This is a genomic window from Microcystis aeruginosa FD4 (genome assembly GCF_009792235.1).
Taxonomy (GTDB): Bacteria; Cyanobacteriota; Cyanobacteriia; order Cyanobacteriales; family Microcystaceae; genus Microcystis; species Microcystis viridis.
The window spans coordinates 3,317,309-3,343,412 of the sequence record NZ_CP046973.1 but is presented as its reverse complement, the minus strand read 5'-3'; the positions used below and the strand labels follow the sequence as shown (position 1 = coordinate 3,343,412).

Sequence of the window (26,104 nt, the reverse complement as noted above, 5' to 3'; positions counted from 1 at the left end):
CTAGTCAGTGATGAAGACGATGTTAGAGGGGTCTTTACCGAAATTAAGCGATATTTTCCCGCCGACTGACCATCAGGAACGGGAAACTTTCACCCCCAATGCTTTTTATCCTAATTTATCGGAATGGCTCAAGCGATCGCAACTGAAAGCGGAAAGTGAATGGTTCGCAGCGATCGCAGCTTTAGAAAATATCTTATTACAAAACCCAAATAATGCTGCCGGTCGGGGTTTAATTCTCTCCGGTCCGACGGCTTTAGTCAGAGAAAGCAAGGCTTTAAAGGGTTTTAAATTCGGTGTTTTTACCGTTAAAGCTTTAAAACATTTACAATGGCTGGGTTTGCAATTGCCTTCTCAGGAAAAATCCGCCGCCGATATTTCCCCGACGGAGATCCATGAATTGCCGCTCTTACCAACGGATCCGATTGCTAATGAAAGATTTTGTCTGGTTTTTAGCGAAAGTTTCTCTCTTTTGCTGGTTTTAGGCGAAGATCAGTGGGGTTTGTCCTCTTTTCAATTTTCCTTTGATCCCGTCCTCACTCAGCAAGCTTGGCAGCAGTTGCGGCAACGATTAGTTAATCTGCGTTATCCGCAAATCGAGACTTTAGAGGCAATTATCGAGGTTAATGGCAGTCCCTCGCCGGATTATCGTCTAGTTAGCCAATTTAGTCGCCAATTACTGCAAAATTTACCCGACCAGTCTAACTTAGACCTGAAAAAAACGAAATCGTCTATCAATAGCGAAATCACTCCCCCAAAGGAAGATAATTCTCATTTAGAATCGGGTTGTGATTTGGAATTATTGCGCGCTTTAACCCACGAAATTCGCACCCCTTTAACCACCATTCGCACCATTACCCGATTATTACTAAAACGGGCAAAAGTAACGGAAGATGTCCAGAAATATTTGGAAACAATTGATTTAGAATGTGGTGAACAAATTCAGCGCATGGAATTAATTTTCCGAGCCGCAGAATTGGGGATTAATCCTCTGGGAGATAAACCAATTCAATTAATTCCAATTGCTCTAGAAAAGGTCTTTCAAGATAGTATTCCCCGGTGGCAAAAACAAGCCAAACGGCGCAATGTCAATTTAGAAGTTAATGTACCGAAAAAATTACCTTCGGTAATTAGCGACCCGAGTTTATTGGATCAAATGTTAAATGGAGTCGTGGAAAAATGTACTCGCAGTATGGCTAGTGGTGGCCTGTTGCAAGTACATATATCAACGGCAGGAAATCAATTAAAAATGCAGTTCCAAACTCAGGTAAAATCGCCTAATCTTACCCTCAAAGCTTTAGGAAAAGTCTTAATGTTTCAACCAGAAACGGGTAGTTTAAGTCTGAATATGAAGGTAACTAAAAACCTTTTTCAAGCTTTGGGAGGTAAATTTATTGTGCGTCAAAAACCCGAAGAAGGTGAGATTTTAACCATTTTCTTGCCCCTAGGACGCAGTAAATAAGTTGAGATTATTCTAAAATTTTCATCTTGGAAAATAGGCAAACTTGCCAAGAGGATGCTATAATGGGGCAACAAACATTGGGGGCATCTCATATTTGTGATTTTCTCTCACCTATAGGTGAGCAGCAGAAGTTGTTCAAAGAGGGCGAATGCAATTCGCCCCTACGATAATATTATTGCACCAATGGTAGGGGCGCACCGCGTGCGCCCAAAATGTCATCTACCTATTTCTCCAGAATTGAGATGCACCCCAAACATTATTAATAGTTGCCATGGAAAAAACTGTTTTAATTTTAGGTGGCACTGGTCGCATTGGTCAAAGTGTCGCCCTAGACATTATTAATCATACTGCAGCTAAAATTATTATCACTGGACGCAAGGAAAAAGCGATTAAATTACTGCCAAGAATGCAGTTTTTGGCTTTAGATTTAGAAGAAATAGACAAGCTTAGACAGGCAATTAAAAATAGTGATTTAGTCATTCATTGTGCCGGTCCCTTTCATTATCGCGATGGCAGGGTAGTAAAAATTTGCATCGAAGAAAAAGTCAATTATATTGATGTTAGTGATCATCGTTCTTTTTATCAAAAGTTAATCCCCTATCGAGAATTAGCAATAAAAGCGGGAATAACTGCCGTGGTTAATACGGGAATTTTTCCCGGTATTTCTAATAGTATAGTGCGGGAGGGAGTGGAACAGTTAGATAGGGTAGAAACGATCCGTTTAAATTATGCCGTAGCCGGTTCAGGAGGTGCGGGATTAACTGTGATGCGGACAACTTTTCTCGGTTTAAAAAAGCCTTTTTTAGCTTGGATTGAGGGAAAATGGCAAGAGATTAAACCCTATACTGCTAGAGAAGTAATTGACTTTCCCGCTCCTTTGGGTAAAACTGGTGTTTATTGGTTTGATATGCCAGAAACCTATACTTTTGCCGAATCTTTTCCAGTGCAAAATGTGATCACAAAATTTGGTTCTATTCCCGATTTTTATAATCATTTAACTTGGATTACTGCCCATATTTTTCCCGATGCTTGGGTAGAAAGCTCTCGGGGAATTGAATTTTTTTCCCAAGTTAGTTATCGCATGACAGAAGTAACCGATAAATTTTCGGGAATTGGGGTAGCAATGTTAGCAAAAGTGGCAGGATGGCAAGGGCAGCAAAACGCAGTTTATCAAGCAACTATGGTCCACGAAAACACTGCCCAAGCAGCGGGTTGGGGAACTGGGAGCGTGGCAGAATTAATCTTAGCGGCAAAAATCCAAAAACCCGGGATTTATCCCGTGGAACAGGTGTTATCCACAGAACTATTCCATGCTACGATGAAAAAAAGAGGTATTAAACTCGATCGCTCCTGTGAAATTGTGGCTTAGAAGATGAAAAAAATCTGGCGTTACTTAGGGCTGTTTTGTTTAGTTTTGTTACTGACTTTATCCCCTATCTTGATGATAGCGGCCCAGAATAATCCTGCTAAACAGGGACAGGAAACACCCCTGGAAACTTTGGGAGAAGTTTTTCCCGTCATGCTTGATAATCAAGAACTTTTTACTATTCGGCAAGGAATAGGTTCTTTTTCAGCGCAAGAAAGAGCGCAATCGATTACAGCTAGAATTGAAAAAATTGCCGATGACGAGGCTCTTTCTCCTGAAGATTTAACCATAAAAATTGATCCTGAAGACAAAAACCATTCGATTATTTTGGGAGATACGGTTATTGCTACTATTACTGCTAAAGATGCTAAATTACACGCAGTAACTCAAGAAGTATTGGCTGAACGAGCTTTAGCAAAGATTAAAGCGGCCATTGTCCGTTATCGTCAAGAACGTCAACCAGATAACCTCTTAAAAGATACAGCTTTGACGGTAAGTGCTACCTTGGCTACGGTCTTAATTTTCTGGACGATGATTTTTATATCTTCGCGGGTTTTTCCCCAGATTCAGAGATTAATCACCTCCCTAGTTCCTGGGGTCGGATTCCAAAATTTTGAGATTATTAGTTCCAGGACAATAGGAGTTTTTTCCCTAAGAGTTTTGCAATTTATCCGCACTCTGATTATTTTAACTATTCTCTATTTTTATTTAACTTTTGTCCTTCGTCTTTTTCCCTGGACTAGAAAATTTGGTGATGGTTTTCTGCAATACTTTTTCCGTGCTTTGGAAGTTTTTTCCCAAGAGATAGCCAAATATTTACCCAATATTTTTATTATACTGCTAATTATTTTTATAACTCACTATCTGTTGAGAGCGATTAAACCATTTTTCACCGCCTTGGCAAGAGAAAATTTAGTAATTCATGGTTTCTATCCCGATTGGGCAAACCCAACCTATAATTTACTGTCACTGCTGATAATTGCCTTAGCTATAGTCATCGCTTTTCCCTATCTACCCGGATTTAATTCTCCTGCTTTTCAGGGAGTGTCGGTATTTTTAGGGGTGCTATTTTCCTTGGGTTCCACCTCTGCTATTGCTAACGTGGTAGGAGGAATTATCCTCATCTATACTCGCTCTTTTCAACTAGGAGATAAAATTTCTATTGGTGATGTTATTGGAGACGTGATTGAAAAAGGATTATTAGTCACCCGTATTCGCACACCAGCTAATAGAATTATCACGATTCCTAATTCATCGCTGTTAAACACCAATGTGATTAACTTTAGCGTCTCTCAAAGGGAGTTTAAACAGCCTTTAATTTTGCAAACCACAGTCACTCTCGGTTATGATTTACCTTGGCGTAAGGTTCACACAACCCTGAAAGAAGCGGCCTTAGCAACCAAATTGATTGTCTCAGAACCTGCTCCTTTTGTCTTGCAAACCAGTCTCGATGATTTTTATGTCAGCTATCAGCTAAATGCCTACACCGACCATCCTAGCAAAATGGTGTATATTTATTCTGAATTACATCAAAATATTCAGGATAAATGTAACGAAGTCGGTATCGAAATTATGTCTCCTCACTACAAGGCTCTCCGGGATGGCAATCACAGCACTATTCCTGAAAATTATCTGCCGGAAGATTATCAAAGTCCTGCTTTTGGTATTCAGTCAAATCCTCAGAAGTAATAATTTTCCTAATAGCTTTAATCGCTTTTGTCAAGCCCTTTTCAGTTATTGTTGATAATTCTTCACCAAATTCACAATTAATAGCAGGAATAAATATTCCCCAGGTGCTGGGAGTTTGTTGATAAATTGCTTGAGTTAATGCTAATAAAGAAGCGGGACTTTCTGCATGACCGAAATTATTCCATTCCGTAACTGCTGCTAATTTTTCTATCTGAATATCAGTTTGATTAGATAATACCGCATCGACAAAAATAACTAGGGAAGCATCAGCTATATCGGCTGCTAACTCAGGAGTCAATTGATGGGTAGCGATGACTTGCACATTAGGCCAATTCTCCTGGTCGATAATTTCGGCTATTCTCACTCCCACTCCGTCATCATTTCTTAAAGTATTACCGTAGCCGATGAGCAGTATTTTAAAATTATTCATGGTTATAGCAGTTATCTTAATGATGAGGTACAAAGTGGAATTAAATATAAGATGAACGTAGGTTGGGTTGAAGCATGAAACCCAACGCCCGCTCATGTTACGAAGTGCGCTAACCCATCCTACAAATAATTGTGCCTCCCTACTTATAAAAATCTTCGAGATGTTGTTTTAGTTGACGAATTGCCATACTACTATTGCGATTGTCGGCAATTTCCCCACAGAAAGAAACTAGATTTTGTAGGTTAAAGTTAGGAAAATATTGACTTTGATGGCGCGGGATATACTCTTGATTCTCTAGCCAATAAATATAGAGATTTTTCTGACGATACAACCAAATTTCAGGCACTTTATAAGGCAAATAATCATCCACATTCGAGTAACTGGTGACATCAATTTCTAATACTAAATCGGGGGGAGGATCATTTACCCAGTCAATTCTGGCTTTCCCTGCTATAGCTGGCCAATGGTCAATATAAAAACTATAATCTGGTTCAATACCACTTGTTTCTGGTAATTCCATGGTTACGGGAGTAAAAGCCTCGTACTCACGCCCCAGATAATCCAATAAGGTGGTGATAATATTAGCAATTAAATGGGCATCCCGCCCATGCTTGGGAAGTGGAGACATAAGCAAGACTTCTCCATTGTGATATTTGATTTTAGGTCGAGAATTGTCGCCCCTTTGCCGAGACAAAGTTTGATAATCTAGCCAGGTGGCAGGTAATCTCACTAAGGATCCCGCTGGTAGCTCGATTTTATCTGGTGAAACTAAGGCAAACATGGCGCAAGGTTCCAGGTAAATGATGAGAAACGCTGTAAAATAAGTATAGGATATCTTCGATGCTCTCGATACCCAGCTTAACCTAATCGATAAATTAACTGAGTCTGGTAAGAAAACTTAAGCCTTGATAGTAGTTTCTTGATGAGCCAAAAATTATGCTATCGACTAACACTGTTTCCCCCCATATTATTCCCCCTCTCGAAAATGGTGATAGATTAACCAGTCCCGAATTCGAGCGCCGTTATCAAGCAATGACACAGCTAAAAAAAGCTGAATTAATCGCAGGAGTTGTTTATATGGCATCCCCCGTCCGCATCAAAAATCATGGCAATCCTCACGCTCGTATTATCACTTGGTTAGGATACTATTGGTACGTTACACCGGGGGTAGAATTAGCAGATAATACTACTGTGCGACTGGATGGGGATAATGAACCACAACCAGATGCTTTATTAAGAATAGAAACCGGTGGACAATCAAGCATTAGTGAAGATGGTTATCTGGAAGGTGCGCCGGAATTAATCGTGGAAATTGCCGCTTCTACCGCTTCCTACGATTTACACGAAAAACTCAAAGTTTATCGTCGCCATGGAGTGCAAGAGTATATTATCTGGCGAGTAGATGACCAAGAATTGGATTGGTTTCGCTTAACTGATGGGGAATATTTGCCCCTAGAATCAAATCAAGATAAGATATTTTGCTCCCAAGTCTTTCCTGGATTGTGGCTGGATAAAAATGCTTTATTATCGGGTAATTTAGCCGCAGTTTTGGAGGTGTTAAAGCAAGGAATAGCTAGTCAAGAATATCAAATATTTCGAGAAAATTTGCTCAATGCTAATTCCATCTAGCGAGGTAAAAATATCAACTATCGGTCAATATTATGAGCTTATCTACTTCGATAATTTCCCCTGTATCTATTCCTCCTCTCGAAAATGGCGATAGATTAACTCGTCCCGAATTCGAGCGCCGTTATCAAGCAATGACACAGCTAAAAAAAGCTGAATTAATCGCAGGAGTTGTTTATATGGCAGCCGCAGTGAGAGCCAAAAACCACGGTAAACCCCACGCTAATCTTATCGGTTGGTTAACTGCCTACGAAGTGGCGACACCGGGGGTAGAAACACTGGATAATACTACTGTGCGACTTGATGGGGATAATCAACCACAACCAGATGCTTTATTAAGAATAGAAACCAGTGGACAATCAAGCATTAGTGAAGATGATTATGTAGAAGGCGCGCCGGAATTAATCGTGGAAATTGCTGCTTCTACCGCTTCCTACGATTTACACGAAAAACTCAAAGTTTATCGTCACCATGGAGTACAAGAGTATATTATTTGGCGAGTTTATGACGTTCAATTGGACTGGTTTCGCTTAACTGATGGGAAATATTTGCCCCTAGAATCTAATCAAAATAACATCTTTTGCTCCCAAGTCTTCCCTGGATTATGGCTAGATAAAAATGCTTTATTATCGGGGAATTTAGCCGCAGTTTTGGCAATATTACAACAAGGAATAGCTAGTCAAGAACACCAAGATTTTTGTCAAACTTTGGCTAATAAATAACCCAGATAAACTTGATTTTTTTCTTAGTTGCCTAGGGATGGCTCAGAAAGATTAGCTGATTTTTCTTGCCAATCTTGACCGATTTTAATCGTCACATCAGAAGCGAGATTCCCCGTACTTTCCACCAAAACTTCCCCGACACCAAGGGTATTATGCAGGGCAGCAGCCAGGGAATTATCCCCTTTTTGAGCAATAATTTTGGTAGTTTCTAGAATTGGCGATGAAGACTTAGAGACAAAAACATTTTCATAACCAAACGAGCGCAGATATCTGACTAGAGTTTGCACCGCTTCTGGATTATCGATGCTATCTTCCACAGCTATGCGAGTCGTTCGCGTGGTTTCCTCAATGTCAGCCATAAAAGAGCCGTGGTTAAAATGTTGAGCCACTAGCTCTTGAATTTTACTTTGATTGGGCAACCAATAACTGATCCCTTGCCGACCATCACCATTAAAGTCCCCTGGTAGCAGTAGCATTTGCACATCAGCGCGCTGAGTTTTAGAGGCAAAACCGGCTAGAGCGAGTAACTCCTCTAAACTGAGATTAGTATCGATATGAGTGCGGATAACCTTAATAATATCGGGAATTTTCAATAAAGTTGCTGGTTTTAGGGTTTGTTCTACTAAAGACCGCATTAATTCCTGTTGTCGTTGGATACGACCGATATCGCCGTTAGCGTCGTAACGAAAACGGGCAAACTGGAGGAATTTCTCACCGTTGAGGTGTTGTTCCCCTTTTTTCAGGTCAATGTAGAGGTGTTGACTAAAATCTTTGTACTTCATGTCTTTGGGAACATATACCGTCACCCCCCCCAAAGCATCAATTAATTTTTCCACACCCTGCACATTAATGCGAATATAGCGATCGATAGCGACTCCGTCCAAAAGATGACTAACCGTTTCCGCCGTTAAAGCAGGTCCCCCGAGGGCGTTAGCTTCATTGATTTTTTTCTCCCCGTAACCCTCGATATCGGTGCGGGTATCCCGGGGGATGGAAAGCATGGTTAACTTCTGTCTTTGGGGGTCAAAACGCAGTAACAGCATGGTATCGGTTAAACCATCCAAGGAATCAACCGGGGCATGATAACCCAGATCTGGGGTTTGTGCCTCCTTGACATCGGATGTCAACACTTTCGCGCCAACTACCAGAATATTAACGGGACGGTTGAGGGCGGGAAGTTGCAGATTTTGATAGGATATCGCCTGCTGATTGTTAAAAGCGGCGGCTTCTTCGGGACTGAGAGCAGCTTGTCGCAAAGGTGTGGAGGAGAGAGACACAGCCAACATAGCACCGGCCGTAGCGGAAACTAGGGCGCAGCCGGTTAAGCCTAGGGCTGTCAGGAACCATTTACTGGACAATCGCCGCTTTTTAACAGGTTTAGCCGCTAATTTGCCTGATTTTGCGCTTTTAAGCCTTGATTTCGTCTTATTAACCACAAATTGCCTCACACAGTCACTAAGTATCTCCCTAAAACCATATTTAAAGAGATCAACTATTTGTTTTCTCAGATACCCGGAAAAGATTATGAAACTAATCGGGTTTTCTAGAGAGTTAGCAGATAATATAGCAGAATTTTTCCTTATAATTGTTCTGCATCGCAATTTTGGAGAAATATCTAGGCTTTGCAGCAAAAAGTTTTTCGTGGGTGTGGGGTGTGGGAAGTGGGGAAGTGGGGAAGTGGGGAAGTGGGGAAGTGGGGAAGTGGGGAAGTGGGGGGATGGGGAAGTGGGGGGATGGGGAAGTGGGGAAGTGGGGAAGTGGGGGGATGGGGAAGTGGGGAAGTGGGGAAGTGGGGAAGTGGGGAAGTGGGGAAGTGGGGAAGTGGGGAAGTGGGGAAATTGAACTAAAACCCCAAAACCCCAAAACCCCAAAACTCCAACCCCCAACACCTAAAACCTGTCTCGGAGTCTCCTATCTCCTATCTCCTATCTCCTATCTCCTCAATGGCTGATTTTCTTGTGCAGAAATAACTTTTGTGGTCGATTAAATAACCAATTGACCAACCAACCGTCGGTTTTTTGCAGACGATAACCGCTACTTAAGTACAGTGACTGGGCTGCTAGATTATTATCGAGAACGTGGAGGGAAAGTTCCTCAAAACCCCATTCTCTAGCGATCTGTTCACACTTGAGCAGCAATCTCCGGGCCAGACCGGCACGCCGGCGATCGGGACTAACGGCTAAATTAGAAATATAAGGAATGGGAACAGCCAAAAAAGAACTGGATTTTAAGCCGATTTCCGCCGTAGCGACAATAACTTCCTGAGAACCCGTGGCGGTGACGCTGGTTTGACTGACTACCAGACAGTGATAGTAAGGGGTATCACCGCGCAATCGTCCCCGTAAGTCCTCGTAAATGCCTAATTTAAAGATAGGACGCAGAAAAGACCAATAATTGGCCGTGGGGAAAAAACTATCGGTGAGAATCTCCGCCAAGGTTTTGAGATCTTGGCTTTGGGCCAAACGCACCTCGACGGTAATGGCGGCAGTGTCACCAGTCGCTTCCGAGTCGGAGGGATGAGACAATAGGTATGAGATAAAACAGTAGTCCACTTTAATCACAGGAGTCGGCGGGGAAGGTGGGGATGGCAGTCCTTATCTGGGAAGGTTAAATAGGGGTGGGATTTAGTTGGGGGAATCAAGCATCTATCTTAGGGAGAAGACCGCAATTTTTCAAGACTACTGAATCAAAATCTCATCCATTCTACTGCCTATAGCCCCGGCTGGGGGAAAGACCGCTATTTTTCGGGAATTTTTTTTGATCGCCGGGCAATGGTTAAGATGGGACGATGCCGGTCAGAACTAATCTCTTTCTTTTTGGGTCAATTAACTATATTGTTTAATCTAATCTATCCTCCTACCCCCCCTCTATGATCAAAGAAATTTCCGCTTATTTGCAAGTGTTCCGCAGTCAAAAAATGGCGGCTTTGTTATTCTTAGGTTTCGCTTCCGGATTGCCCTTATTGCTCACCAGTCGCACCCTGCAAGCTTGGATGACCACCGAAGGAGTTGATCTGAAATCGATCGGTTTATTTAGTTTAGTCGCTCTCCCCTACTCTCTCAAATTTCTGTGGTCTCCCTTACTTGATCGCTATCTTCCCCCGCTGCTTGGTCGTCGTCGCGGTTGGATTTTAATCGCTCAAATTTGTTTAACTTTAGCGATTGGTTTCATGGCTTTTCAACAACCAAAACAATCTTGGGAATTATTGGCAATTAATGCTTTACTGATTGCTTTTTTTAGTGCTACTCAAGATATTGCCTACGATGCCTATCGCACAGATATTTTAGAAAAATGGGAGATGGGTGCTGGGGTGGCGATCGGGGTTTTAGGTTATCGTTTGGCTTTAATTTTAACCGGTTCAATCGCTTTAATTTTAGCTGATCACTTTCCCTGGCCTCTCGTCTATCTTTTCCTAGCTGGATTGATGGCTTTAACGATTATTTGGTCTTTTTTCGCCCCAGCTACTCCCCCTAGGGATGATACTCCTCAAACTCTTTTAGCGGCGGTTTGGTTGCCTTTCTGGGAGTTTTTTCAACGCTATCGATTCGGTCAAGGAATCGGCATTCTCGCCTTTATTGTTCTCTATCGTTTAGGGGATGCTTTAGTTAATAATATGGTGACTCCTTTTCTCTTAAAAACTGGTTTCAGTCAAACCGATATCGGGGCGATCCAAGGCGGTATGGGCATGATAGCAACTATGGTGGGAGTTTTATTAGGTGGTTCCCTGTTAAGTCGTTGGGGAATTAATCGATCGCTCTGGATTTTTGGTGTGTTGCAAGCTCTTAGTAATTTAGCCTATTTTACTTTAGCAAATTTAGGGCAAAATTATCCTTTTATGGTCTTAGCTATTAATATTGAAAACTTCTGCGGCGGCTTAGGCACTGCCGCTTTTGTGGCTTTTTTAATGAGTCTTTGTAATGCTCGTTTTACCGCTACTCAGTACGCCCTTTTATCAAGTTTAATGGCCTTTAGTCGCGATATTTTGGTGGCTCCCGCCGGAGTTTTAGCCGCGGCAATCGGTTGGCAGTGGTTCTTTTTAATCACGGTAATTGCCGCTTTACCAGGGTTAGCTTTATTGCCTTTATTTGCTCCCTGGCAAGAGCAGAATTAGGCTAGTTTATTAGCTAGAAACCGATGATTTATTCCTCCGATTTCACTCGCATAACGACTAAAGTCATATCGTCACTACTGTCATCTCCTAACCCAGTAAAAGCGGCCACTTTTCCAAATAAATATTCTAGAATCTGTTCGGGATCGTTGTACTGTTGACAGGCTTCTTTAACTGCCGATAGCCAATTTTTCTGATCAAATCTTTCCCCTTTCGAGTTGACTGCATCGGTAAAGCCATCGGTATAATAAATCAGCGTATCTCCCGCTTCTAATTGCACTTGGGCATCGTCATAGATAGAATCGGCCTCTAAACCAACTAATGTCCCTTCCGTGTCGAGAGACTCTAACTCTCCCCGTTTAGCTCGCCACCAGAGGGTGGGATAATGGGCGGCATTACTGTAGCCAAGACGGCGCGTCAGGGGATCATACTCGGAATAAAATAATGTCACGAAACGATGAGAGTTATCGAGATCGGCATACATAACCCGATTGAGATGACGCAAAATCTGGGCCGGGGAGTGACGATTTAATACTTCCGCTCGCAACATTCCCCGGGTCATGGTCATCAATAATCCTGCTGGGACACCTTTACCCATGACATCACCGATGACTATACTCCAAGGAGCGGTACTAGCTTCCCTTTCCGCCTCCCTGGCCGGTTTAAATTGATCGTAGTTGCAGGGGATAAAATCATAATAATCGCCACCAACACGATTAGCCGTTTTGCAGTGGGCTGCCAATTCTACCCCCTGAATTTTCGGACATTGCCGGGGTAAAAGACGATTTTGGATTTCGGCAGCGATTTCTAACTCTCGATCCTGACGTTCCTTGGCACGCAATTCGATCGTTAATTCATTATTAGCTATAGCCACCGCCGTTTGATCGGCCACTAGCTGCAACAGTTTACGACGGGTGGGTGTCCAACCATAATCGGGATTGCGACTGAAAACGTATAAACGTCCCCGCTCACTATTTTTTACCAAAACAGGTGTACTATACACCTGTGTACCCTGCCCGAGAGTTTGCCGGATTTTATGGTCGAGACTATCGAGGAGCGATCGACTATTTTTATTCTCAAATGCCGCTTCTTGGTTTAATTGTCGGATAATTGCCTCTAATTGTCGGCGTAGTTCCCCATTAATTTGATTATCTTGGCAATGGAGTTGATCGAGCACCACTTGACCGTTATTTTTGCTCAAAATCAACGCCCCTCCTTCTGCATCTGCCACTCGTGCGGCCATCAAGGGGGTAAGATCGAGGAATTGGTTTAAATTATTGAAACTCCGCAGGGCAAAACCGAGGGAACTTAAGAGATTTTGAACTTTGTTTTGTTCGCGATATAAACTAGCGACCAACTCTTTTAAGGCTAAAATTGGCTTGATATCGGTATTTTGATCGCCCATATTGACGGTGGCAGTGGTGAGGGTGTCGCTCGGTTCCGGCTCAGAAAGCATAAAATGATTTTTGTGGCGGTGACATGATTATAGCTAGATGGTCATTGGGTTATGACCTGTTTAAGTCTAACAGTATAGTTGATCTTTTTCTGACTGCCACAATTTAACCCTGATGTTTTACTATTTCCGTTTTTTGACGCTCCCCGTCTAAAGAGACGGGGATTCTTCGTTCATTGAGTCTCCGTTAGCAAGCAGGATTTCTCCAACCAACCAAGAGGGAATCTCTCCCGAAGCGTTTAAAGTTTGCGTGCGCCCCACGCTACTTAATCCCTTTTGCAAGATGTTTAAAGCGGCGTTTCTATCTCGACAATCTGTATATCCACAATGAGGACAAACATGGGTTCGAGTAGATAGCGACTTTTGGACTTTTTGTCCACAATTAGAACAATTTTGAGACGTATTATGAGGTGAGACAGCTATAGTTAACTTGCCGTATTTGTCCCCAAAATACTCTAGCCATTGCCTAAAAACAGACCATCCTGCATCGGTTATCGACTTCGCTAAATGACGATTTTTGACCATGCCTTTGATATTCAAGTTTTCATAGACGATCAAGTCGTTAGACTTAACTAAACGGAGTGCCACACTCTTGACAAACTCTTCTCGTTGCCTACTTACTCTTAAATGTTTCCGAGCATATCGCTTTCTAGCTTTGTGATAATTACGAGATTGTTTTTTACCCTTACGGTATTTCTTTGACTTTTTTTTATTTAATCGGTTTAATTGTTTTTCAGCTTTTCGATAGTAGTTCGGACAATCAATTTGATGGCCTTCGCTATCTACTAAGAAAAACTTTAATCCCACATCAATCCCAGTGGCTTTCTGGGAAGGTGTTAAAGGCTTAACCCTGTCTCTGGGGTCTAATTTAAGGCAAAACTGCACATAATAACCATCGGCACGATTAAGGATTCTTACCCGTTTAATCTGTTCTGGTTGATAGTAATTAATATCTCTAGAACCAATCAGTTTAAGAGTCCCAATACCTTTTTTGTCTGTAAAGGTAATATGACGTTTATCTTTTGATAGCTTCCATCCAGATACTTTATACTCAACAGAACGGGAATGTTTTTTAAACTTAGGGTAGCCTTTCTTTCCTTTAACTTGATTTTGGCAATTATCGTAAAACCGAGTAATTGCCCGCAAGGTTCTTTCTACGGCAGTCTGGCAAGCATGGGAGTTTAAATCATCAACAAATTTAAACTCTTTTCTTAATGCTGTGTTGTACCGAAATAACTCTGTTTTGCCAACACCCCGATTATCCATCCAATAACGCAGAACTTTATTCCGAACAAATTGGGTTGTTCGTATTGCCTCATTAATGGCTTCTATCTGATTAGGTTTTGGCTTAACTTTGTATTCTAGTACAAACATTTTGACACTGCTTGACTGAGTATCAATATTTTAGCACAAAGGAAATAAAATGGCAACTTAATATTTTAAAAGCCGCCCGACCCTGCGCGGGCATGGCGCGGCTTGTACCCAAATTTTTGGTCACACCGAAGTCTGAGGCTGATAGCTTGACCCTATAATAATTAGAAATATGTAACTCGATCAACTGACTTTATGACCTTGCCTCTCGATGTTCCTACGGCGATTAATCAACGTCGTTCTATTAAAAATTTTACCACCGATCCGATCGCCCCAGAACTGCTAAAAACCCTAGTAGAATTAACCGTTGCCGCACCTAGTAGTTTCAACATCCAAGATTGGCGAATTATTTTAGTACAAGATGAGGCACAAAAGGCCGCTTTAGCCGAGGCCGCTTGGGGACAAAAGCAAATTATCCAAGCGCCGGTTACTTTTGTCTTTGCTGCTGATGCTGCCGCAGGAGGAGGAGATCTAACCCCCATCTATGAACAGGCTCTCAGTACGGGTGCTTGGAGCGAAGGCACGGTAAAATATTTTCAACAGGCAATCCCGGGATTTCAAAAGAATTTAGGCGAAAAAACCCGGGAATACGCGATTAAGGATGCCATGATCGCCGCTACTCATCTGGTTTTGGCTGCTGAAAGTCTCGGTTTATCTAGTTGTTTTCTCAACGGTTGGATCGAGGACAAGGTAAAAGCTGTGATTGGTGCTGCCGATCATCCCCATCTGGCGATCGCTGTTGTCGTTCCCATCGGTTACGCGGCGGAACCGCGGCTTAATCCAGGGCGTTTACCCTTAGATTACAATGTTTTTGTAGATCGCTTGGGTAATCCCTATCAAATCTAAACTTTAGCGATGACTTTCTCTCCCTCAGCTTGGTTAACGCCCTTTTTTAACACTCCCCTTTGGCGCGCTGGGGGAGTTTCCATCACTCTTGGTTGGATTATCGGTACTCTTGTACTGCTTGTTCTAGTCACCTGTCTGACGATCGCTTTTAAAAGTTTACTGAAAAATCGTCTGCTGAAAAGTATCGGTTTTGATGAGGGTAATCGAGAAGCGATCGCAACTCTGGCTAGTTTTGCTTTTGGGGCTTTTGGTTATATTATCGCCCTACAATTGACTGGATTCAATCTCGCTTCGATCGCTGTTTTAGCCGGTGGTTTGGGGGTGGGTATCGGTTTCGGTTTGCAGGAGTTAACCAAAAATCTCACCAGTGGTTTAACTTTGTTGGTGGAACGCAAGTTAAAAGTGGGCGATTTTATCGAATTTGAGCAAACAAAGGGTTATATCCGGGAAATATCGATTCGTTCTACCACCATTCGCACTGTTGATGGTGCAGAGTTAATCGTTCCTAACACAATCTTAACTAGCAATCGCGTCCAGAATTGGCATTATCCCGACTCGCGCATTCGAGTCATTGTGCCGGTGGGAGTTGCCTACGGTACAGATCCTTTAATAGTAACGGAAATTCTGTTGCAATCAGCCTATATGTCGGGAGAAATTGCCTTTAATCCGCTTCCCAAGGTGATTTTTAACGGTTTTGGTGATAGTGCTTTAAATTTTGAGTTGTGGGTATGGGTGGAAAAAGTCGAACAGGCCGTTTTTCTGAGAAGTTCCCTACACTTCATTATCGAGCATAATCTGCGTCATCGGGGCATAACGATTCCTTTTCCCCAGCGAGAGTTATGGTTGCATAATACCGACAGTTTTGAGGCAGTTAAGGAACAGGATCAGGAGATAGTTAAACCTTCAAAACCGCTATCGTTAAAAGAAATGTTATTGGAGGTGAGTTACTTTAAACATTTTAACGATCTGCAATTGCGTGTATTAATTGAAATGGGTTGTCGTAAACATCTCCAGGACGGGGATATTTTAATTAGACAGGGAGAAAGAACTAATTATTTCTGTATTGTTTTGCAGGGACAAGTGGATGCTTTTTATGAAAACGATAAAATCAGTCGTAAAATTTTTACTTTTAATAAAGGTCAATATTTTGGGGAATTACCGTTAATGTTAGAGGTTCCCTATCCCACTACTATGCAAGCAGTAGGGGAAACCTTGTTATTTTTGCTCGATCGTCAGGGGTTTCAGCATCTTATCACTACTTATCCGGCTCTAGCGGAGGAATTCACTCAGGCACTCGCCCAACGTCAAGAGGAATTGCGCGAATGTCAGCAGAAATTGCGAGAAATGGGGCTTTTAGACTCGGAAGACCTGAAAAACCCCGTTTCTTGGCTGCAACAACGGTTAAAGAGCTTTTTTGCGGCTTAAAAGCGGATGACAACAGATTTACAGCCTTTCTCCTATAGCAGTTATCTTAATGATGAGGTAGGAAGCTGAGAATAGGGAGTCGCTACCTGCGGACAACTGATAAGATATCCCTGTTGTTTTCAGGGATGAGAAGATGTGGACATCCAAACCCCCTCCTACTCCCAGTCAAACCAAAATTTAAGTTATACTTCATCTATTTTAGCTTTTAATAGCAGCCTATGGAAAAATACTAAAATCTGAAAGAATAACCGATTTTTAACTTTAATTGACTTTGATCATGGCCATTAGTAGCAATATCCCCCTCGATACCCCAATCGATCACACCTTGGCGATGAATTTGCTGACGAATTCCCATACCAGTGCGAATTAAAACGCCACCATTACTATTATCGCTGGTAATTACGCCCAATTCTGCTAAAAAAGTTTGATCGAAGCGTTTCGGATAACCAATCGGTCGCGAATAACCCAGAATTGCAGCGGGTAAAAAAGATCGATCGCCGTTATCGGGGTCAGTTTTTATGTTTAAATCGAGATTAAGATGCAAGCGATGGAATTGACCAACAGTTTTACTGGCAATTCCCCGCAGACGAAAATATAATCCCCTAGCATTATTTCCCGTCGGTAATCCTAAATCGGTACGAATGGCAAAAGCGGGAACATTATGGTATTCACGATTGAAATTATAGAAAAAACCTACAGATAAATTTCCCACATCAAAATCCGTATCATCACTACTAACTCGTCCTCCCACTTGCGGATCGATGCCGATAATAATATGACCATTGCGAATAATACCGTTGAGGTATTCAATATCAAACTCACCCCCAAGATTACTATTTTCAGGAAAGACTAGACTTCCTCCAAATTCTATCGATTGTTCCCCAAAACCAATACTTTCAGCATCATCAAAAGAAAGGGGACGACCGGAATCAAGATTGTTATGATCGTTGGCAAAAACTGGATTAGTTAAACTGGCAACTAAACCCACAGCAATTAATAAAAATCTTCTCATTTTTTCAGTTCCTCTTGATCATTGCTGTCGTCAGGTTTTTTATCCGTATTAGGAGGGTTTTCTGGAGAGTAATTTTCGTGGTTATGGTGTTGGTGATCTCCCCCCTCATGTCCCTGAGAATTATCAGGTTTTTTCTCAGAATTATGAGGATTTTCGTGATTATGATCTTCGTGAGAAATATCTGCTGGCATTAATCCCATCCCCGGAATTCCTGACTCAAAACGATGATCGTGTAGTCCTTCACCACCATAATTTTTTCCTGCTTCCATTCCTTGGTGATTAGCAGCCATTACTAACCAAATAGCGCGGGTAATTTGTTCGTCTTTTTGTTGGGGAGTTAGCCAATCTGATGCCAGAATATCATTAACCATATCGTGCAACATATGCAGGTTATCGAAGGTGTTAGATATTTCGGGAAAACGTCGGGCAAACTTGGGACTAAGTTCGGCAAACATCGGCATAAAAGCTCGATCAGTGCGATACAATTCCTGACTATGGTATTGTTTTCCTACCTGTTTATAAGCTTGTTTTTGTTCTTCTAGCGTCTTCTCATAGAGCAAGTCATACATTGTGCCTTGTAACCAATGGTAGCCCCAAAATAAGCCATTAACTTTCGGATATTTCTGGCGAAAAGCTTGAGAATAAGGCTGGGAATCCAGATAACCCATATTCATCGGTAATCCGCTAATAGCATAGGGAACTTTTGTCAAGTAAAATTGATATAATTTTTCAATTTCTGCTTCTTTTTCCTTGTTAGTTAATTTGCTACTGGCTAAAACATCAACGGTTTGAGCATGGAAAATATGCGCCCACTCGAAAACCTGTTCTAAAACACCATATTTTCTGCCAAAAGTTGGGGAAATATTACCCTCGTCGGGCATAAATTTAGGCGGATTTTTTAAAACCCAATTAATTTTTTGGTATGTCTTAGTTTCTAAATCTTTCGCTTTTCCCGTTACGATATCTTCGTAAGCAAAGGCATGACCAACAGCGATCGCATTCAAGTCTAAAGCTAAATCTCTGACATTATAAATTGCATTGTTATAAATCCCTCTTTGGGGATAAATATGATTACGTTGCTTGTTATACATCCAAGCTGGTATATTGTCAGGAATTGCTTGTAAAGTATGAGTTTGAGGTGAATCAAAATGTAAATGTTGAGCAATTACAGGAGTAGAAATCAGTGCTACAGTTACCAATAAAATCAACTTTTTCATGATAGTTAAACCTTGAGATTAGGGCAAATAAATTGATTGTCTTTTACAGGTGTATCCGTCCATTCTTGCAGGGTTTCGGTTAATTGTTGACGCAATAAAAGCAATTGTTCCACTTGTTGATCGATCTCAGCAATATGTTTAATTAATTTCTCCTGAATATCTCCACAGGGTAACTGACCATGGTCATGAATTACTAAACATTCGCGGATCTCTTGCAGACTCAAACCCAAAGATTGTAATCTCTTGACAAATAGCAAGCGATGGACAGTATCGGGAGTAAATAGGCGAAATTGTCCCTCTGTCCTCTCAGGGGACTGAATTAGTCCTAATTCCTCGTAATAACGAATCGTTTTAATCGAAACACCACTTTCTCGGGAAAGTTGACCGATTTTGAGCATTATTTTTGCTCCTTAATCCTATCGTTTCCCCATGATAAAATCTCCCCTTGACTGGAGAATCAAGGGGGGGGAAAAGAAATATTTTTTTAACTGACTTTACACTCAACCCCAAAACCGACCAAGAGAACTTTTTCTAACGGTTCCCCGGTTCCCCCTCCTGGGGACGTTGATAGTTAATAATTTTGCGAATTCGCAGGTCTGGATTGATTAAAGTAATTGAATCCACGGAAACACTGCGAGTATAATTGGTGGTCATTAATAACTCTCTGGTGGTGGAATCAAAGCGAAAAGCGGAGATAATTGGTCTTGCTTCTTCGTAGGTGCAATCACGAAGATAATCGCCTTCTAAATAACCGTTATTTTATGCTTTAACCACAAATAAAAGATTAAGATTTTGTCGCACTTCTTCTCCTTTTTCCGAGATGGTATAGAAACCTAAATTAAACCCAGGGATAGTTAATTTAAGCCGTAGGTTGGGTTGAGCTATTATTATTGCTCAGGTATTACCAATCGGCTCAAAAGGAGAAACCCAACAAAAATTGTGAAAATATTCCAGGAAGTTGTTGGGTTTCCTTGCGTCAACCCAACTACGAGTCTCATCCCTCAATTATACAATAAACCACCTCAAGATTGATTGAAGGGGCATTTATGGTATTTTTAGAAGCAATTTAGCCTACTTTTGTGGTTTCTTTTTAATGGCGATACAATGAAGTTATTGCCACTTAATGAAACCTCTATGAGCCTCATCCTTCCCACTGAACTTCTGCAAAGAGTACAAATGACTGAAGCTCAAATGCTCACGGAAATCGCTGTCATGCTCTATCAGCAGCAACGCCTTCAATTTGAACAAGCAGCCGAACTAACGGGAATGGCGATCAATGATTTCTACCAATTGTTAGTATCGCGTAATATCCTCACTCCACCTACTGACTCCGACGACGAACCAAAAGAACTCATCCTCACCAGTCTTCGTATTTCTCTTAAGCAAGCTAAAGAGGGCAAAGTACATCCCATCTCTGAACTGTGGGATGGCATAGATGACTGAAGAAATTACCCCTATTAAGCTCCTTTTCTCCGATCAATTCAAGGATCGACTTCGCATCCTCGCCAAACGCTATCGGAGCATTCGTACTGACCTACAACCTCTAATTGATGACCTTCAGATAGGCAAATTCATCGGCGATCAAATACCAGGAATAGGCTACACTGTCTTTAAAGTTCGCCTCAAAAACAGCGATATTCAAAAGGGCAAAAGTAGCGGCTATCGTGTTATCTATCAACTTAAAGACAATAGTTGTGTTTTGATGCTCCTCATCTATGCCAAATCTGACCAAACAGACATCCCAGCGCAGCAAATTCAAGACATCATTGATAAGTTTGACAATTTTTAGAAGTATTAATAGATGCCAAAAATAAACCCCCTCAAGATTGATTGAAGGAGCATTTATGGTATTTTTAGAGGCAAATTAGCCTACTTTTGTGCTTTCTTTTTCGGTGGATTGGGAGGGTTTTAGTTGGCGTTTGAGGGTTGAAGCTGCGCCGAGAGTGCCGAGGGTGATGATACTCAAACTGTTATTTTTTGTACTGTAGATTTTGTGGTTATTTCCTGAGGATGTCTGAACAATTGACCTTCATTTTGGTAGAAAACTTCATAATCTGGTGCCAGTTCAAGACGTAACTGTTTCCATAAATTAATTCCTTCTTGTTTAAAATCCGTTTCAGCTTGCTGATTAGGAAAATCTGATAAAGGTGGATAGTCTTGATTTAAAGTCTTATCGTAAGTATCCTGCCATGGGTTTAAACGTTGAATAGTTTCTTTACTTAATGGTAATTCTTCAGGAGCAATGTTATCAATTTCATCTACTCCCCAAAGTGGGTAACTTCCATAATCTGCCCAAAGTTTGATTCTGATTGCCATAACTATCATTCCTGAATAAGTTTATTAATTAATCGAGCCGTAGGTTGGGTTGAGCTATCATTATTGCTCCGGTATTACCCATCGGCTCAAAAGGCGAAACCCAACAAAAATTGTGAAAATATTCCAGGAAGTTGTTGGGTTTCCTTGCGTCAACCCAACCTACGAATCTACGAATCTCTGATAGGTTTAAGTTTTATCGTTCAGTTCCTGACTTTAAGGAATATATTTTGATCGATCAATACCGTTATTATGTCGAACAATTTTATCAACAAAATAACGGTGAATGGTTGTTTAAAGCATTTGAATCAGAGAATGATGATTTAAGGTTGTATTCTGTAGATTTTCAAATCTCATTGCTGGATATTTATCAACGAATTGATTTTACTTTAACTGAAGAATAATGATTAAATCCCATCTCAATTAATTACCTTACTCCTCTTCTCTACTCATTAAAGTAGCGACTAAGAAATTCTTGGGGAGTAATGATGGGGATATTTTCAAAGTTATGTAATGTTAGTAAATCTAAATCTCCTGTAATAATAACTTCTGCTTGAATAACTATAGCACTCGCTAAAATAACAGCATCATCTGGATCTCTAAGTTGAGGAACTTCTAGTAGTCTGTCAACACAAGGTTGTATAAGTTCTTGAACGATAGTCATCAGGTATGCAGTTGTATATCCACAATATTGTTTTCGAGATTGGAGTTTGGGTCGTTCTAATGTATCTTCTATATCAGCTAAGATCTTTTGGGAGGCAAAGATTGTAATTCTTTGATTTTTAGCTAATTTAAGGATTTTACCCGGAACTCCTCCCCACAACAATCCTGAAATCCAAACATTGACATCTACAACAGCTTTCATGAGTTGGCCCGTCTAATTTGGCGAGCTTCTTCAATCATCTGGCTAATCTCAGCCAGAGTCGGTTGATTGGGGTCTGGTTCCATTGCTTCTAGTCGCTCAAAGAATTGCTCTAGATTGACTTTATCTTGATGAACTTTTTTGAGAATGATGGAGTCTTCCGTCAGGGAAATCATGTATTTATCTCCTGGGTTGAGGAGGGTTTGAACTTCAGGAGGAAGTTCGATGTTTCCTTCTCGATTGATTTCTATGAGTAGCTCTTTGGTCATCGGCTTCAAAATCAACTTTATTAGCTTTAGCTGTTAAACAGACTTTATAAATAATCTGATTAAGTTAATTATATATATTTTAGCGAATTTTTCAAGCTAGGATTTGCTACCTTGGAATCTAATCTGGGAATTGATGATACTCGGCGATTCGCACCTTGAGAGGTAATGTTTCTCCCTCTACATTTATACTACCCCAGGAGAGTCCTCCCACAGAATCAATACCACTGGCTACTTGACAACCGCCCCTGAACGGTTACACTAAAACTATGAGTGATTCGGAGAAAAAATATGTCATACTTCGATAACTGTTTTGACCACATTACTGATCCTGTCCAACGGAATTCTGTTCGTCAGCAATGGTTACAGATGGTTGACGGAGGTTTATCTGCTGCCGATGTTAGGATACTACTAGAGAAATACCCAGATTTTAGGGTTGCTATTAGTCAGTGGATTTCCGCAACACCTGAAAGTCTCGGTTTTAGTTATGATACAATGGACAGGTTAAAGGAGTTTGTTGCTACTTTGCCTGAGTTTAAAGATGTATTTGATAAGTATGTTTCTGAACTTGTTTCTTGGGAATGGGATCCGTTATCGTCAAAAAGAGACGATCTACGGCAGGAAATTAAAAAACTTGCCACAATATTTCCTCAGTTTAAACAAGTGGCTGAACAGCGTATAGAACATACAGAAAGTCTTATGAGACTAAGAGAAGAATACCAACGAGAAATCCAGCAAGAAATAGAAAGAGAAATGTTCACAGAGAAGTCACCAAATTATTTTAGTTCTCTTTGATGATACTTTAGAGCCGTAGGTTGGGTTGAGCTATCATTATTGCTCAGGTATTACCAATCGGCTCAAAAGGCGAAACCCAACAAAAATTGTGAAAATATTCCAGGAAGTTGTTGGGGTTCCTTGCGTCAACCCAACCTACGAGTCTTTATTCAGTGAACAGTTAACAGTTAACCGAGGTAATATATTACCTCCATTCAACTGAGAAATTAGAACCTACTAATCGCAGATAAACGATTCTTCCGGGCAAATTTCCTTTAAAGAGAATTTTTCCGTTAATGGGGACTCTAGAAGGCATATCTCTAAATAGTAGTGCACTACCTGGACCTATTGCTCCAATAGTACCCTCCGATCCCTTCAATTGCTTGCCAGTAGAATCAATGATGATAGAGTCTGTGGGAGAAAAATAAAGATCTCTGACTTCCCCTAAGTTTGCAACCATAAAAGTACAAACTACAGAATTATTGTCTTTATTACAATTCTGAATCTCGAAAGCAAAACCATTGCTTACAAGTCTTAAATTACGAGCTTGAGCAATATCATCGTGATTCTGATAGAAGTTAGAACATAAAGCTGTAGTTAAGGCTAAAATTGGTAGCCATCTGAAAAATCTTTTTTTCATCACCATTCGCTACGCAGTACATAAGTGTTTGCCCCCTCGCAGCCAGGTTAAGCAACAGCCCAACCCAACGCCAAAGGCGGATAGCAAAACAATACACATCCCCCCCCCACAACTGTATTAAAAAATACAATTTTATAAATCTTTACATTTCTCTCCCTAACCAGCGATTGAGATTTTGGGGTTTTTGGGGAGTTCAAGAGCTTGGAATTGTACAATAAGGTTGTACAAGTCTCCCCTAAAAATCATGTTAAGCAAAGAAACCACCTACTCTCAAGCGAGAATGAATTTAGCCAGTATCTTAGATCAGGTGTGTGACGAATCTCAAATTATCGTCATTAAGCGTCGCAATCAGAAAAATGTGGCCTTAATTGCTGAAGATGAGCTTTCCAGTTTATTAGAGTGTGTTTATTTATTGCGATCGCCAGAAAATGCCCAACGCTTATTTCGCTCTTTAGCATGGACCCAGACAGAAGATGCAACTCCTCAAACATTAGCTGAATTAAAAGAGGAGTTAGGAATTGACTCCTAAAAGAGAAAATAAGCCAGATAAATCTAAAAACAATCCTATTCATGGTTATTTGCCCGTTTTTAGTCCTGATTTCAAAGCAGATTTAGCTTGGTGGTATCGGAACGAACCGAAAAAAGGCGATAAAATTTTAGACTTAGTGGCAGATATTTTGGATGGCGATCCGTTTACAGGATTGGGTAGGCCGGAACCTCTTAAGTATATTGCTGCCGACACTTGGTCACGACGGATCGATTTAGAGCATCGTTTAGTTTATAAAGTCACAGGAAACAAGGTTTATTTTTTACAAGCTCGCTATCATTATCAATCAGGCTAAACTCAGACAAACCCATCAAGAACTGTTACAGGATAAAGGGGACAAAGAACGTATTTTGTGGGTTCTTTTTCGGTGAAGTTGGAGGGTTTTAATTGGCCATTGATAACAATGCCTCTTCTATTGGCTTTGGTAACTCAATAGCATGAAACCGATTCACAGAAAAAGCGTAATCTTCAACCCTTTCATCAATAACCCGAATTAGACCGTTTATTTCTGCTGTTTCATTAGGGATAACGCGGTATATTTTGCCCACCTCTAGTGAAGCTTCGTAGCCTTCATTATTGAGACAAACTGCGAACTGATTTATTTGAGATGACTCTATTTTCATAGTCAATCTAGAAACGGTAACTTGAGCTTAAATTCTTTTTTGCCGATGCCATGAGCTTCCTAGCAATGGACTTCAGCTAACCTTACTATACCATTGGGAAGCTGAACTTGGGCTATGCCCTTTAATTTTCTCCATTTACCTTTGCCATACTGTTTTTGCAACCGTTCCCGATTACGAATTCCTGTTCCTGTGGCAATAATCTCGATATTCGTGATATCGCTGATCATCTCAAAGTCCACGATCGAGCAAGCAATCTTCAAGAGTGGCCTTTCATTATAGCATCTATTGCCAAAAAAGAGATATAAAAAAACAAAACCCCCTCAAGATTGATTGAAGGGGCATTTATGGTATTTTAGAGGCAATTTAGCCTACTTTTGTGGTTTCTTTTTCAGTGGATTTAGAGGGTTTTAGTTTATGCTTGATGGTTGAAGCTGCACCGAGAGTGCCGAGGGCGAGGAGGCTGAGGGTTGAGGTGGGTTCGGGGACTGGCTTCAAGATTGATGGTTCTCCAGCTACTGAAAAACCAGAGATACTTGATGTAACACCTGTGAGGGCATTGGATAGAACAGATGCACCTGTGGTCAGATCGACGGCATACAGCATATTATCATTGCCAAAAGCAGTGTTAGGGCAGCCGATATAGGTAGTGCCGCTGGCAGGGTCTCTTCCTAAAGCAGCAATTACCCCGCAATTAGTACCAGTTGCACCGATAGTCGTGAACAGCCCACTGGCTATATTTACCGTCCCCAACACATCTGGATCTCCGTCCCTAAGTGCTAATCCATAAAGCGTACCATCAAAAAATTGTAGGCCAGAAACGTCGCGTCCCGCAGCACCAAAGCTTCCTACTAAGGTAGCTGCCGCAGTTCCCTTATTGACGATATATAGATTGTCACCACTACCATTAGCAACATACATATCACCGCTAACAGGATCAATAGTCATGTCACCTTCCTGCAAGTTGAACCCAAGCAGTCCTACCAGAGTAGAAGATCCAGTCGTAGGATTAAGTGTCCAAAGACGGCTGTTCGGTTCTTCACTGATGGCGTAAATAGTACTATCGACATCTACAACTAAGCCAATCATACGAATCTGTCCGGTCGGGCCGATTAAAGTAGCTGTCCCGGTGTTAGTGTCAATTGAATACAAGTTGCTATTAAAATTCGACCAATCTGTACCGAGAAGAGATGCCTTAGCATCTTTTGCTGAAACTAGCAACAGCAGTGGGGTTAGCGCACTGTAAGCTAGTAGCCGTTTGATTGCTTTCATACTCGAAATTCCCCCAATAGACGTGGATCGTGAGAACAGTGGGTTGAGTCAAGCGACAGCCTAACCCAACAGCAAAGGCGAATAGC

General features: G+C 41.2%; 31 protein-coding genes and 3 pseudogenes. 16 read left to right on the top strand and 18 right to left on the bottom strand.

Annotated elements, in window-relative coordinates:
* Nucleotides 1-19: 19 nt before the first annotated feature.
* The 3 genes from GQR42_RS16800 (at nt 20) to GQR42_RS16790 (ending at nt 4,514) form a co-directional block, all read left to right on the top strand.
* Nucleotides 20-1,459 (top strand): sensor histidine kinase, encoded by a 1,440-nt coding sequence (locus GQR42_RS16800; RefSeq protein WP_158200820.1) that lies wholly within the window; start codon nt 20-22, stop codon nt 1,457-1,459.
* Nucleotides 1,460-1,730: 271 nt separating this feature from the next.
* Complete coding sequence (locus GQR42_RS16795) at nt 1,731-2,828, top strand: saccharopine dehydrogenase family protein (RefSeq protein WP_158200819.1); 1,098 nt, start codon at nt 1,731-1,733, stop codon at nt 2,826-2,828.
* A 3-nt stretch (nt 2,829-2,831) separates the two neighbouring features.
* The gene (locus GQR42_RS16790) at nt 2,832-4,514 is read left to right on the top strand and encodes a mechanosensitive ion channel family protein (RefSeq protein ID WP_158200818.1); all 1,683 of its coding nucleotides are present in this window, start codon (nt 2,832-2,834) and stop codon (nt 4,512-4,514) included.
* Here the strand turns inward: GQR42_RS16790 and GQR42_RS16785 are convergent.
* Nucleotides 4,441-4,944, bottom strand: coding sequence for a hydrogenase maturation protease (locus GQR42_RS16785; RefSeq protein WP_158200817.1), 504 nt, complete (start codon nt 4,942-4,944; stop codon nt 4,441-4,443). The two genes, GQR42_RS16790 and GQR42_RS16785, sit on opposite strands and share 74 nt — an antisense overlap.
* A 139-nt stretch (nt 4,945-5,083) precedes the next feature.
* Nucleotides 5,084-5,725, bottom strand: coding sequence for a Uma2 family endonuclease (locus GQR42_RS16780; protein ID WP_158200816.1), 642 nt, complete (start codon nt 5,723-5,725; stop codon nt 5,084-5,086).
* Between the two features lie 155 nt (nt 5,726-5,880).
* On the opposite strand from GQR42_RS16780, the gene GQR42_RS16775 reads away from it, so the two are divergent.
* Both GQR42_RS16775 and GQR42_RS16770 read left to right on the top strand, forming a co-directional pair.
* Entirely contained in the window at nt 5,881-6,573 is a 693-nt protein-coding gene (locus tag GQR42_RS16775) for a Uma2 family endonuclease (protein WP_158200815.1), read from the top strand.
* A 32-nt stretch (nt 6,574-6,605) separates the two neighbouring features.
* The gene (locus GQR42_RS16770) at nt 6,606-7,292 is read left to right on the top strand and encodes a Uma2 family endonuclease (RefSeq protein WP_199273201.1); all 687 of its coding nucleotides are present in this window, start codon (nt 6,606-6,608) and stop codon (nt 7,290-7,292) included.
* A 23-nt stretch (nt 7,293-7,315) separates the two neighbouring features.
* Here GQR42_RS16770 and GQR42_RS16765 read toward each other — a convergent pair whose 3' ends face one another.
* Nucleotides 7,316-8,728, bottom strand: a complete 1,413-nt coding sequence (locus GQR42_RS16765) for an LCP family protein (protein WP_158200814.1) — start codon at nt 8,726-8,728, stop codon at nt 7,316-7,318.
* Nucleotides 8,729-8,914: 186 nt separating this feature from the next.
* Here GQR42_RS16765 and GQR42_RS27850 point away from each other — a divergent pair, with 186 nt between their 5' ends.
* Both GQR42_RS27850 and GQR42_RS16760 read left to right on the top strand, forming a co-directional pair.
* Nucleotides 8,915-9,139 carry a hypothetical protein gene (locus GQR42_RS27850; RefSeq protein WP_199273200.1) on the top strand — a complete coding sequence of 75 codons (225 nt, stop codon included), beginning with the start codon at nt 8,915-8,917 and terminating at the stop codon, nt 9,137-9,139.
* Nucleotides 9,058-9,243 carry a hypothetical protein gene (locus tag GQR42_RS16760; protein ID WP_199273346.1) on the top strand — a complete coding sequence of 62 codons (186 nt, stop codon included), beginning with the start codon at nt 9,058-9,060 and terminating at the stop codon, nt 9,241-9,243. Before GQR42_RS27850 ends, GQR42_RS16760 begins: the two co-directional genes overlap by 82 nt.
* Here the strand turns inward: GQR42_RS16760 and GQR42_RS16755 are convergent.
* Nucleotides 9,233-9,853 carry a GNAT family N-acetyltransferase gene (locus GQR42_RS16755; protein ID WP_158200812.1) on the bottom strand — a complete coding sequence of 207 codons (621 nt, stop codon included), beginning with the start codon at nt 9,851-9,853 and terminating at the stop codon, nt 9,233-9,235. The two genes, GQR42_RS16760 and GQR42_RS16755, sit on opposite strands and share 11 nt — an antisense overlap.
* Nucleotides 9,854-10,161: 308 nt before the next feature.
* Between GQR42_RS16755 and GQR42_RS16750 the strand changes: the two genes are divergently transcribed.
* Entirely contained in the window at nt 10,162-11,403 is a 1,242-nt protein-coding gene (locus tag GQR42_RS16750; protein ID WP_158200811.1) for an AmpG family muropeptide MFS transporter, read from the top strand.
* 28 nt (nt 11,404-11,431) lie between these two features.
* Here GQR42_RS16750 and GQR42_RS16745 read toward each other — a convergent pair whose 3' ends face one another.
* Entirely contained in the window at nt 11,432-12,856 is a 1,425-nt protein-coding gene (locus GQR42_RS16745; RefSeq protein WP_158200810.1) for a PP2C family protein-serine/threonine phosphatase, read from the bottom strand.
* Nucleotides 12,857-13,003: 147 nt separating this feature from the next.
* Nucleotides 13,004-14,227, bottom strand: a complete 1,224-nt coding sequence (locus tag GQR42_RS16740) for an RNA-guided endonuclease InsQ/TnpB family protein (protein WP_158200809.1) — start codon at nt 14,225-14,227, stop codon at nt 13,004-13,006.
* A gap of 192 nt (nt 14,228-14,419) precedes the next feature.
* Here GQR42_RS16740 and GQR42_RS16735 point away from each other — a divergent pair, with 192 nt between their 5' ends.
* Together GQR42_RS16735 and GQR42_RS16730 are read left to right on the top strand one after the other, a co-directional pair.
* The gene (locus tag GQR42_RS16735; RefSeq protein WP_158200808.1) at nt 14,420-15,070 is read left to right on the top strand and encodes a nitroreductase family protein; all 651 of its coding nucleotides are present in this window, start codon (nt 14,420-14,422) and stop codon (nt 15,068-15,070) included.
* A gap of 9 nt (nt 15,071-15,079) precedes the next feature.
* Nucleotides 15,080-16,495 carry a mechanosensitive ion channel domain-containing protein gene (locus GQR42_RS16730; protein WP_158200807.1) on the top strand — a complete coding sequence of 472 codons (1,416 nt, stop codon included), beginning with the start codon at nt 15,080-15,082 and terminating at the stop codon, nt 16,493-16,495.
* 229 nt (nt 16,496-16,724) lie between these two features.
* On the opposite strand, the gene GQR42_RS16725 is transcribed toward GQR42_RS16730, so the two are convergent.
* The 4 genes and pseudogenes from GQR42_RS16725 to GQR42_RS16710 all read right to left on the bottom strand — a co-directional run.
* Nucleotides 16,725-17,507, bottom strand: coding sequence for a hypothetical protein (locus tag GQR42_RS16725; RefSeq protein WP_158200806.1), 783 nt, complete (start codon nt 17,505-17,507; stop codon nt 16,725-16,727).
* On the bottom strand, nt 17,504-18,724 hold the full coding sequence (locus GQR42_RS16720; RefSeq protein WP_158200805.1) for a hypothetical protein: 1,221 nt from the start codon (nt 18,722-18,724) through the stop codon (nt 17,504-17,506). The genes GQR42_RS16725 and GQR42_RS16720 overlap by 4 nt, the downstream gene beginning before the upstream one ends.
* Before the next feature lie 5 nt (nt 18,725-18,729).
* On the bottom strand, nt 18,730-19,122 hold the full coding sequence (locus GQR42_RS16715; protein WP_158200804.1) for a MerR family transcriptional regulator: 393 nt from the start codon (nt 19,120-19,122) through the stop codon (nt 18,730-18,732).
* A gap of 86 nt (nt 19,123-19,208) precedes the next feature.
* Nucleotides 19,209-19,579, bottom strand: a pseudogene (locus GQR42_RS16710) (phycobiliprotein lyase); the annotation flags it as partial.
* 249 nt (nt 19,580-19,828) lie between these two features.
* Here GQR42_RS16710 and GQR42_RS16705 point away from each other — a divergent pair.
* On the top strand, nt 19,829-20,167 hold the full coding sequence (locus GQR42_RS16705; RefSeq protein WP_158200803.1) for a UPF0175 family protein: 339 nt from the start codon (nt 19,829-19,831) through the stop codon (nt 20,165-20,167).
* Nucleotides 20,160-20,513, top strand: a complete 354-nt coding sequence (locus tag GQR42_RS16700) for a type II toxin-antitoxin system RelE/ParE family toxin (RefSeq protein ID WP_158200802.1) — start codon at nt 20,160-20,162, stop codon at nt 20,511-20,513. The genes GQR42_RS16705 and GQR42_RS16700 overlap by 8 nt, the downstream gene beginning before the upstream one ends.
* Nucleotides 20,514-20,588: 75 nt before the next feature.
* Here the strand turns inward: GQR42_RS16700 and GQR42_RS28920 are convergent.
* Both GQR42_RS28920 and GQR42_RS16695 read right to left on the bottom strand, forming a co-directional pair.
* A pseudogene (locus tag GQR42_RS28920) lies at nt 20,589-20,678 on the bottom strand (PEP-CTERM sorting domain-containing protein); the annotation flags it as partial.
* 8 nt (nt 20,679-20,686) lie between these two features.
* Nucleotides 20,687-21,040 carry a hypothetical protein gene (locus GQR42_RS16695; RefSeq protein WP_158200801.1) on the bottom strand — a complete coding sequence of 118 codons (354 nt, stop codon included), beginning with the start codon at nt 21,038-21,040 and terminating at the stop codon, nt 20,687-20,689.
* Between the two features lie 176 nt (nt 21,041-21,216).
* Between GQR42_RS16695 and GQR42_RS16690 the strand changes: the two are divergent.
* A pseudogene (locus tag GQR42_RS16690) lies at nt 21,217-21,441 on the top strand (Uma2 family endonuclease); the annotation flags it as partial.
* Between the two features lie 41 nt (nt 21,442-21,482).
* Here GQR42_RS16690 and GQR42_RS16685 read toward each other — a convergent pair.
* Both GQR42_RS16685 and GQR42_RS16680 read right to left on the bottom strand, forming a co-directional pair.
* On the bottom strand, nt 21,483-21,902 hold the full coding sequence (locus tag GQR42_RS16685) for a putative toxin-antitoxin system toxin component, PIN family (protein WP_158200800.1): 420 nt from the start codon (nt 21,900-21,902) through the stop codon (nt 21,483-21,485).
* Nucleotides 21,899-22,168 carry a hypothetical protein gene (locus tag GQR42_RS16680; RefSeq protein ID WP_158200799.1) on the bottom strand — a complete coding sequence of 90 codons (270 nt, stop codon included), beginning with the start codon at nt 22,166-22,168 and terminating at the stop codon, nt 21,899-21,901. Before GQR42_RS16680 ends, GQR42_RS16685 begins: the two co-directional genes overlap by 4 nt.
* 288 nt (nt 22,169-22,456) lie before the next feature.
* Between GQR42_RS16680 and GQR42_RS16675 the strand changes: the two genes are divergently transcribed.
* On the top strand, nt 22,457-22,960 hold the full coding sequence (locus GQR42_RS16675; RefSeq protein ID WP_233271048.1) for a hypothetical protein: 504 nt from the start codon (nt 22,457-22,459) through the stop codon (nt 22,958-22,960).
* A 184-nt stretch (nt 22,961-23,144) separates the two neighbouring features.
* On the opposite strand, the gene GQR42_RS16670 is transcribed toward GQR42_RS16675, so the two are convergent.
* Complete coding sequence (locus GQR42_RS16670; RefSeq protein WP_158200798.1) at nt 23,145-23,585, bottom strand: hypothetical protein; 441 nt, start codon at nt 23,583-23,585, stop codon at nt 23,145-23,147.
* A gap of 238 nt (nt 23,586-23,823) precedes the next feature.
* Here GQR42_RS16670 and GQR42_RS16665 point away from each other — a divergent pair, with 238 nt between their 5' ends.
* The gene (locus tag GQR42_RS16665) at nt 23,824-24,108 is read left to right on the top strand and encodes a type II toxin-antitoxin system Phd/YefM family antitoxin (protein ID WP_002751836.1); all 285 of its coding nucleotides are present in this window, start codon (nt 23,824-23,826) and stop codon (nt 24,106-24,108) included.
* Nucleotides 24,098-24,421 carry a Txe/YoeB family addiction module toxin gene (locus GQR42_RS16660; RefSeq protein ID WP_158200797.1) on the top strand — a complete coding sequence of 108 codons (324 nt, stop codon included), beginning with the start codon at nt 24,098-24,100 and terminating at the stop codon, nt 24,419-24,421. Before GQR42_RS16665 ends, GQR42_RS16660 begins: the two co-directional genes overlap by 11 nt.
* 88 nt (nt 24,422-24,509) lie before the next feature.
* Here the strand turns inward: GQR42_RS16660 and GQR42_RS16655 are convergent, their stop codons facing one another.
* The 3 genes from GQR42_RS16655 to GQR42_RS28915 all read right to left on the bottom strand — a co-directional run bounded on the left by GQR42_RS16655 (nt 24,510) and on the right by GQR42_RS28915 (nt 26,018).
* Nucleotides 24,510-24,749, bottom strand: a complete 240-nt coding sequence (locus GQR42_RS16655) for a hypothetical protein (protein ID WP_158200796.1) — start codon at nt 24,747-24,749, stop codon at nt 24,510-24,512.
* Between the two features lie 59 nt (nt 24,750-24,808).
* The gene (locus GQR42_RS16650; RefSeq protein ID WP_158202498.1) at nt 24,809-24,988 is read right to left on the bottom strand and encodes a hypothetical protein; all 180 of its coding nucleotides are present in this window, start codon (nt 24,986-24,988) and stop codon (nt 24,809-24,811) included.
* 124 nt (nt 24,989-25,112) lie between these two features.
* Nucleotides 25,113-26,018, bottom strand: coding sequence for a hypothetical protein (locus GQR42_RS28915; protein WP_233271047.1), 906 nt, complete (start codon nt 26,016-26,018; stop codon nt 25,113-25,115).
* Nucleotides 26,019-26,104: the final 86 nt, after the last annotated feature.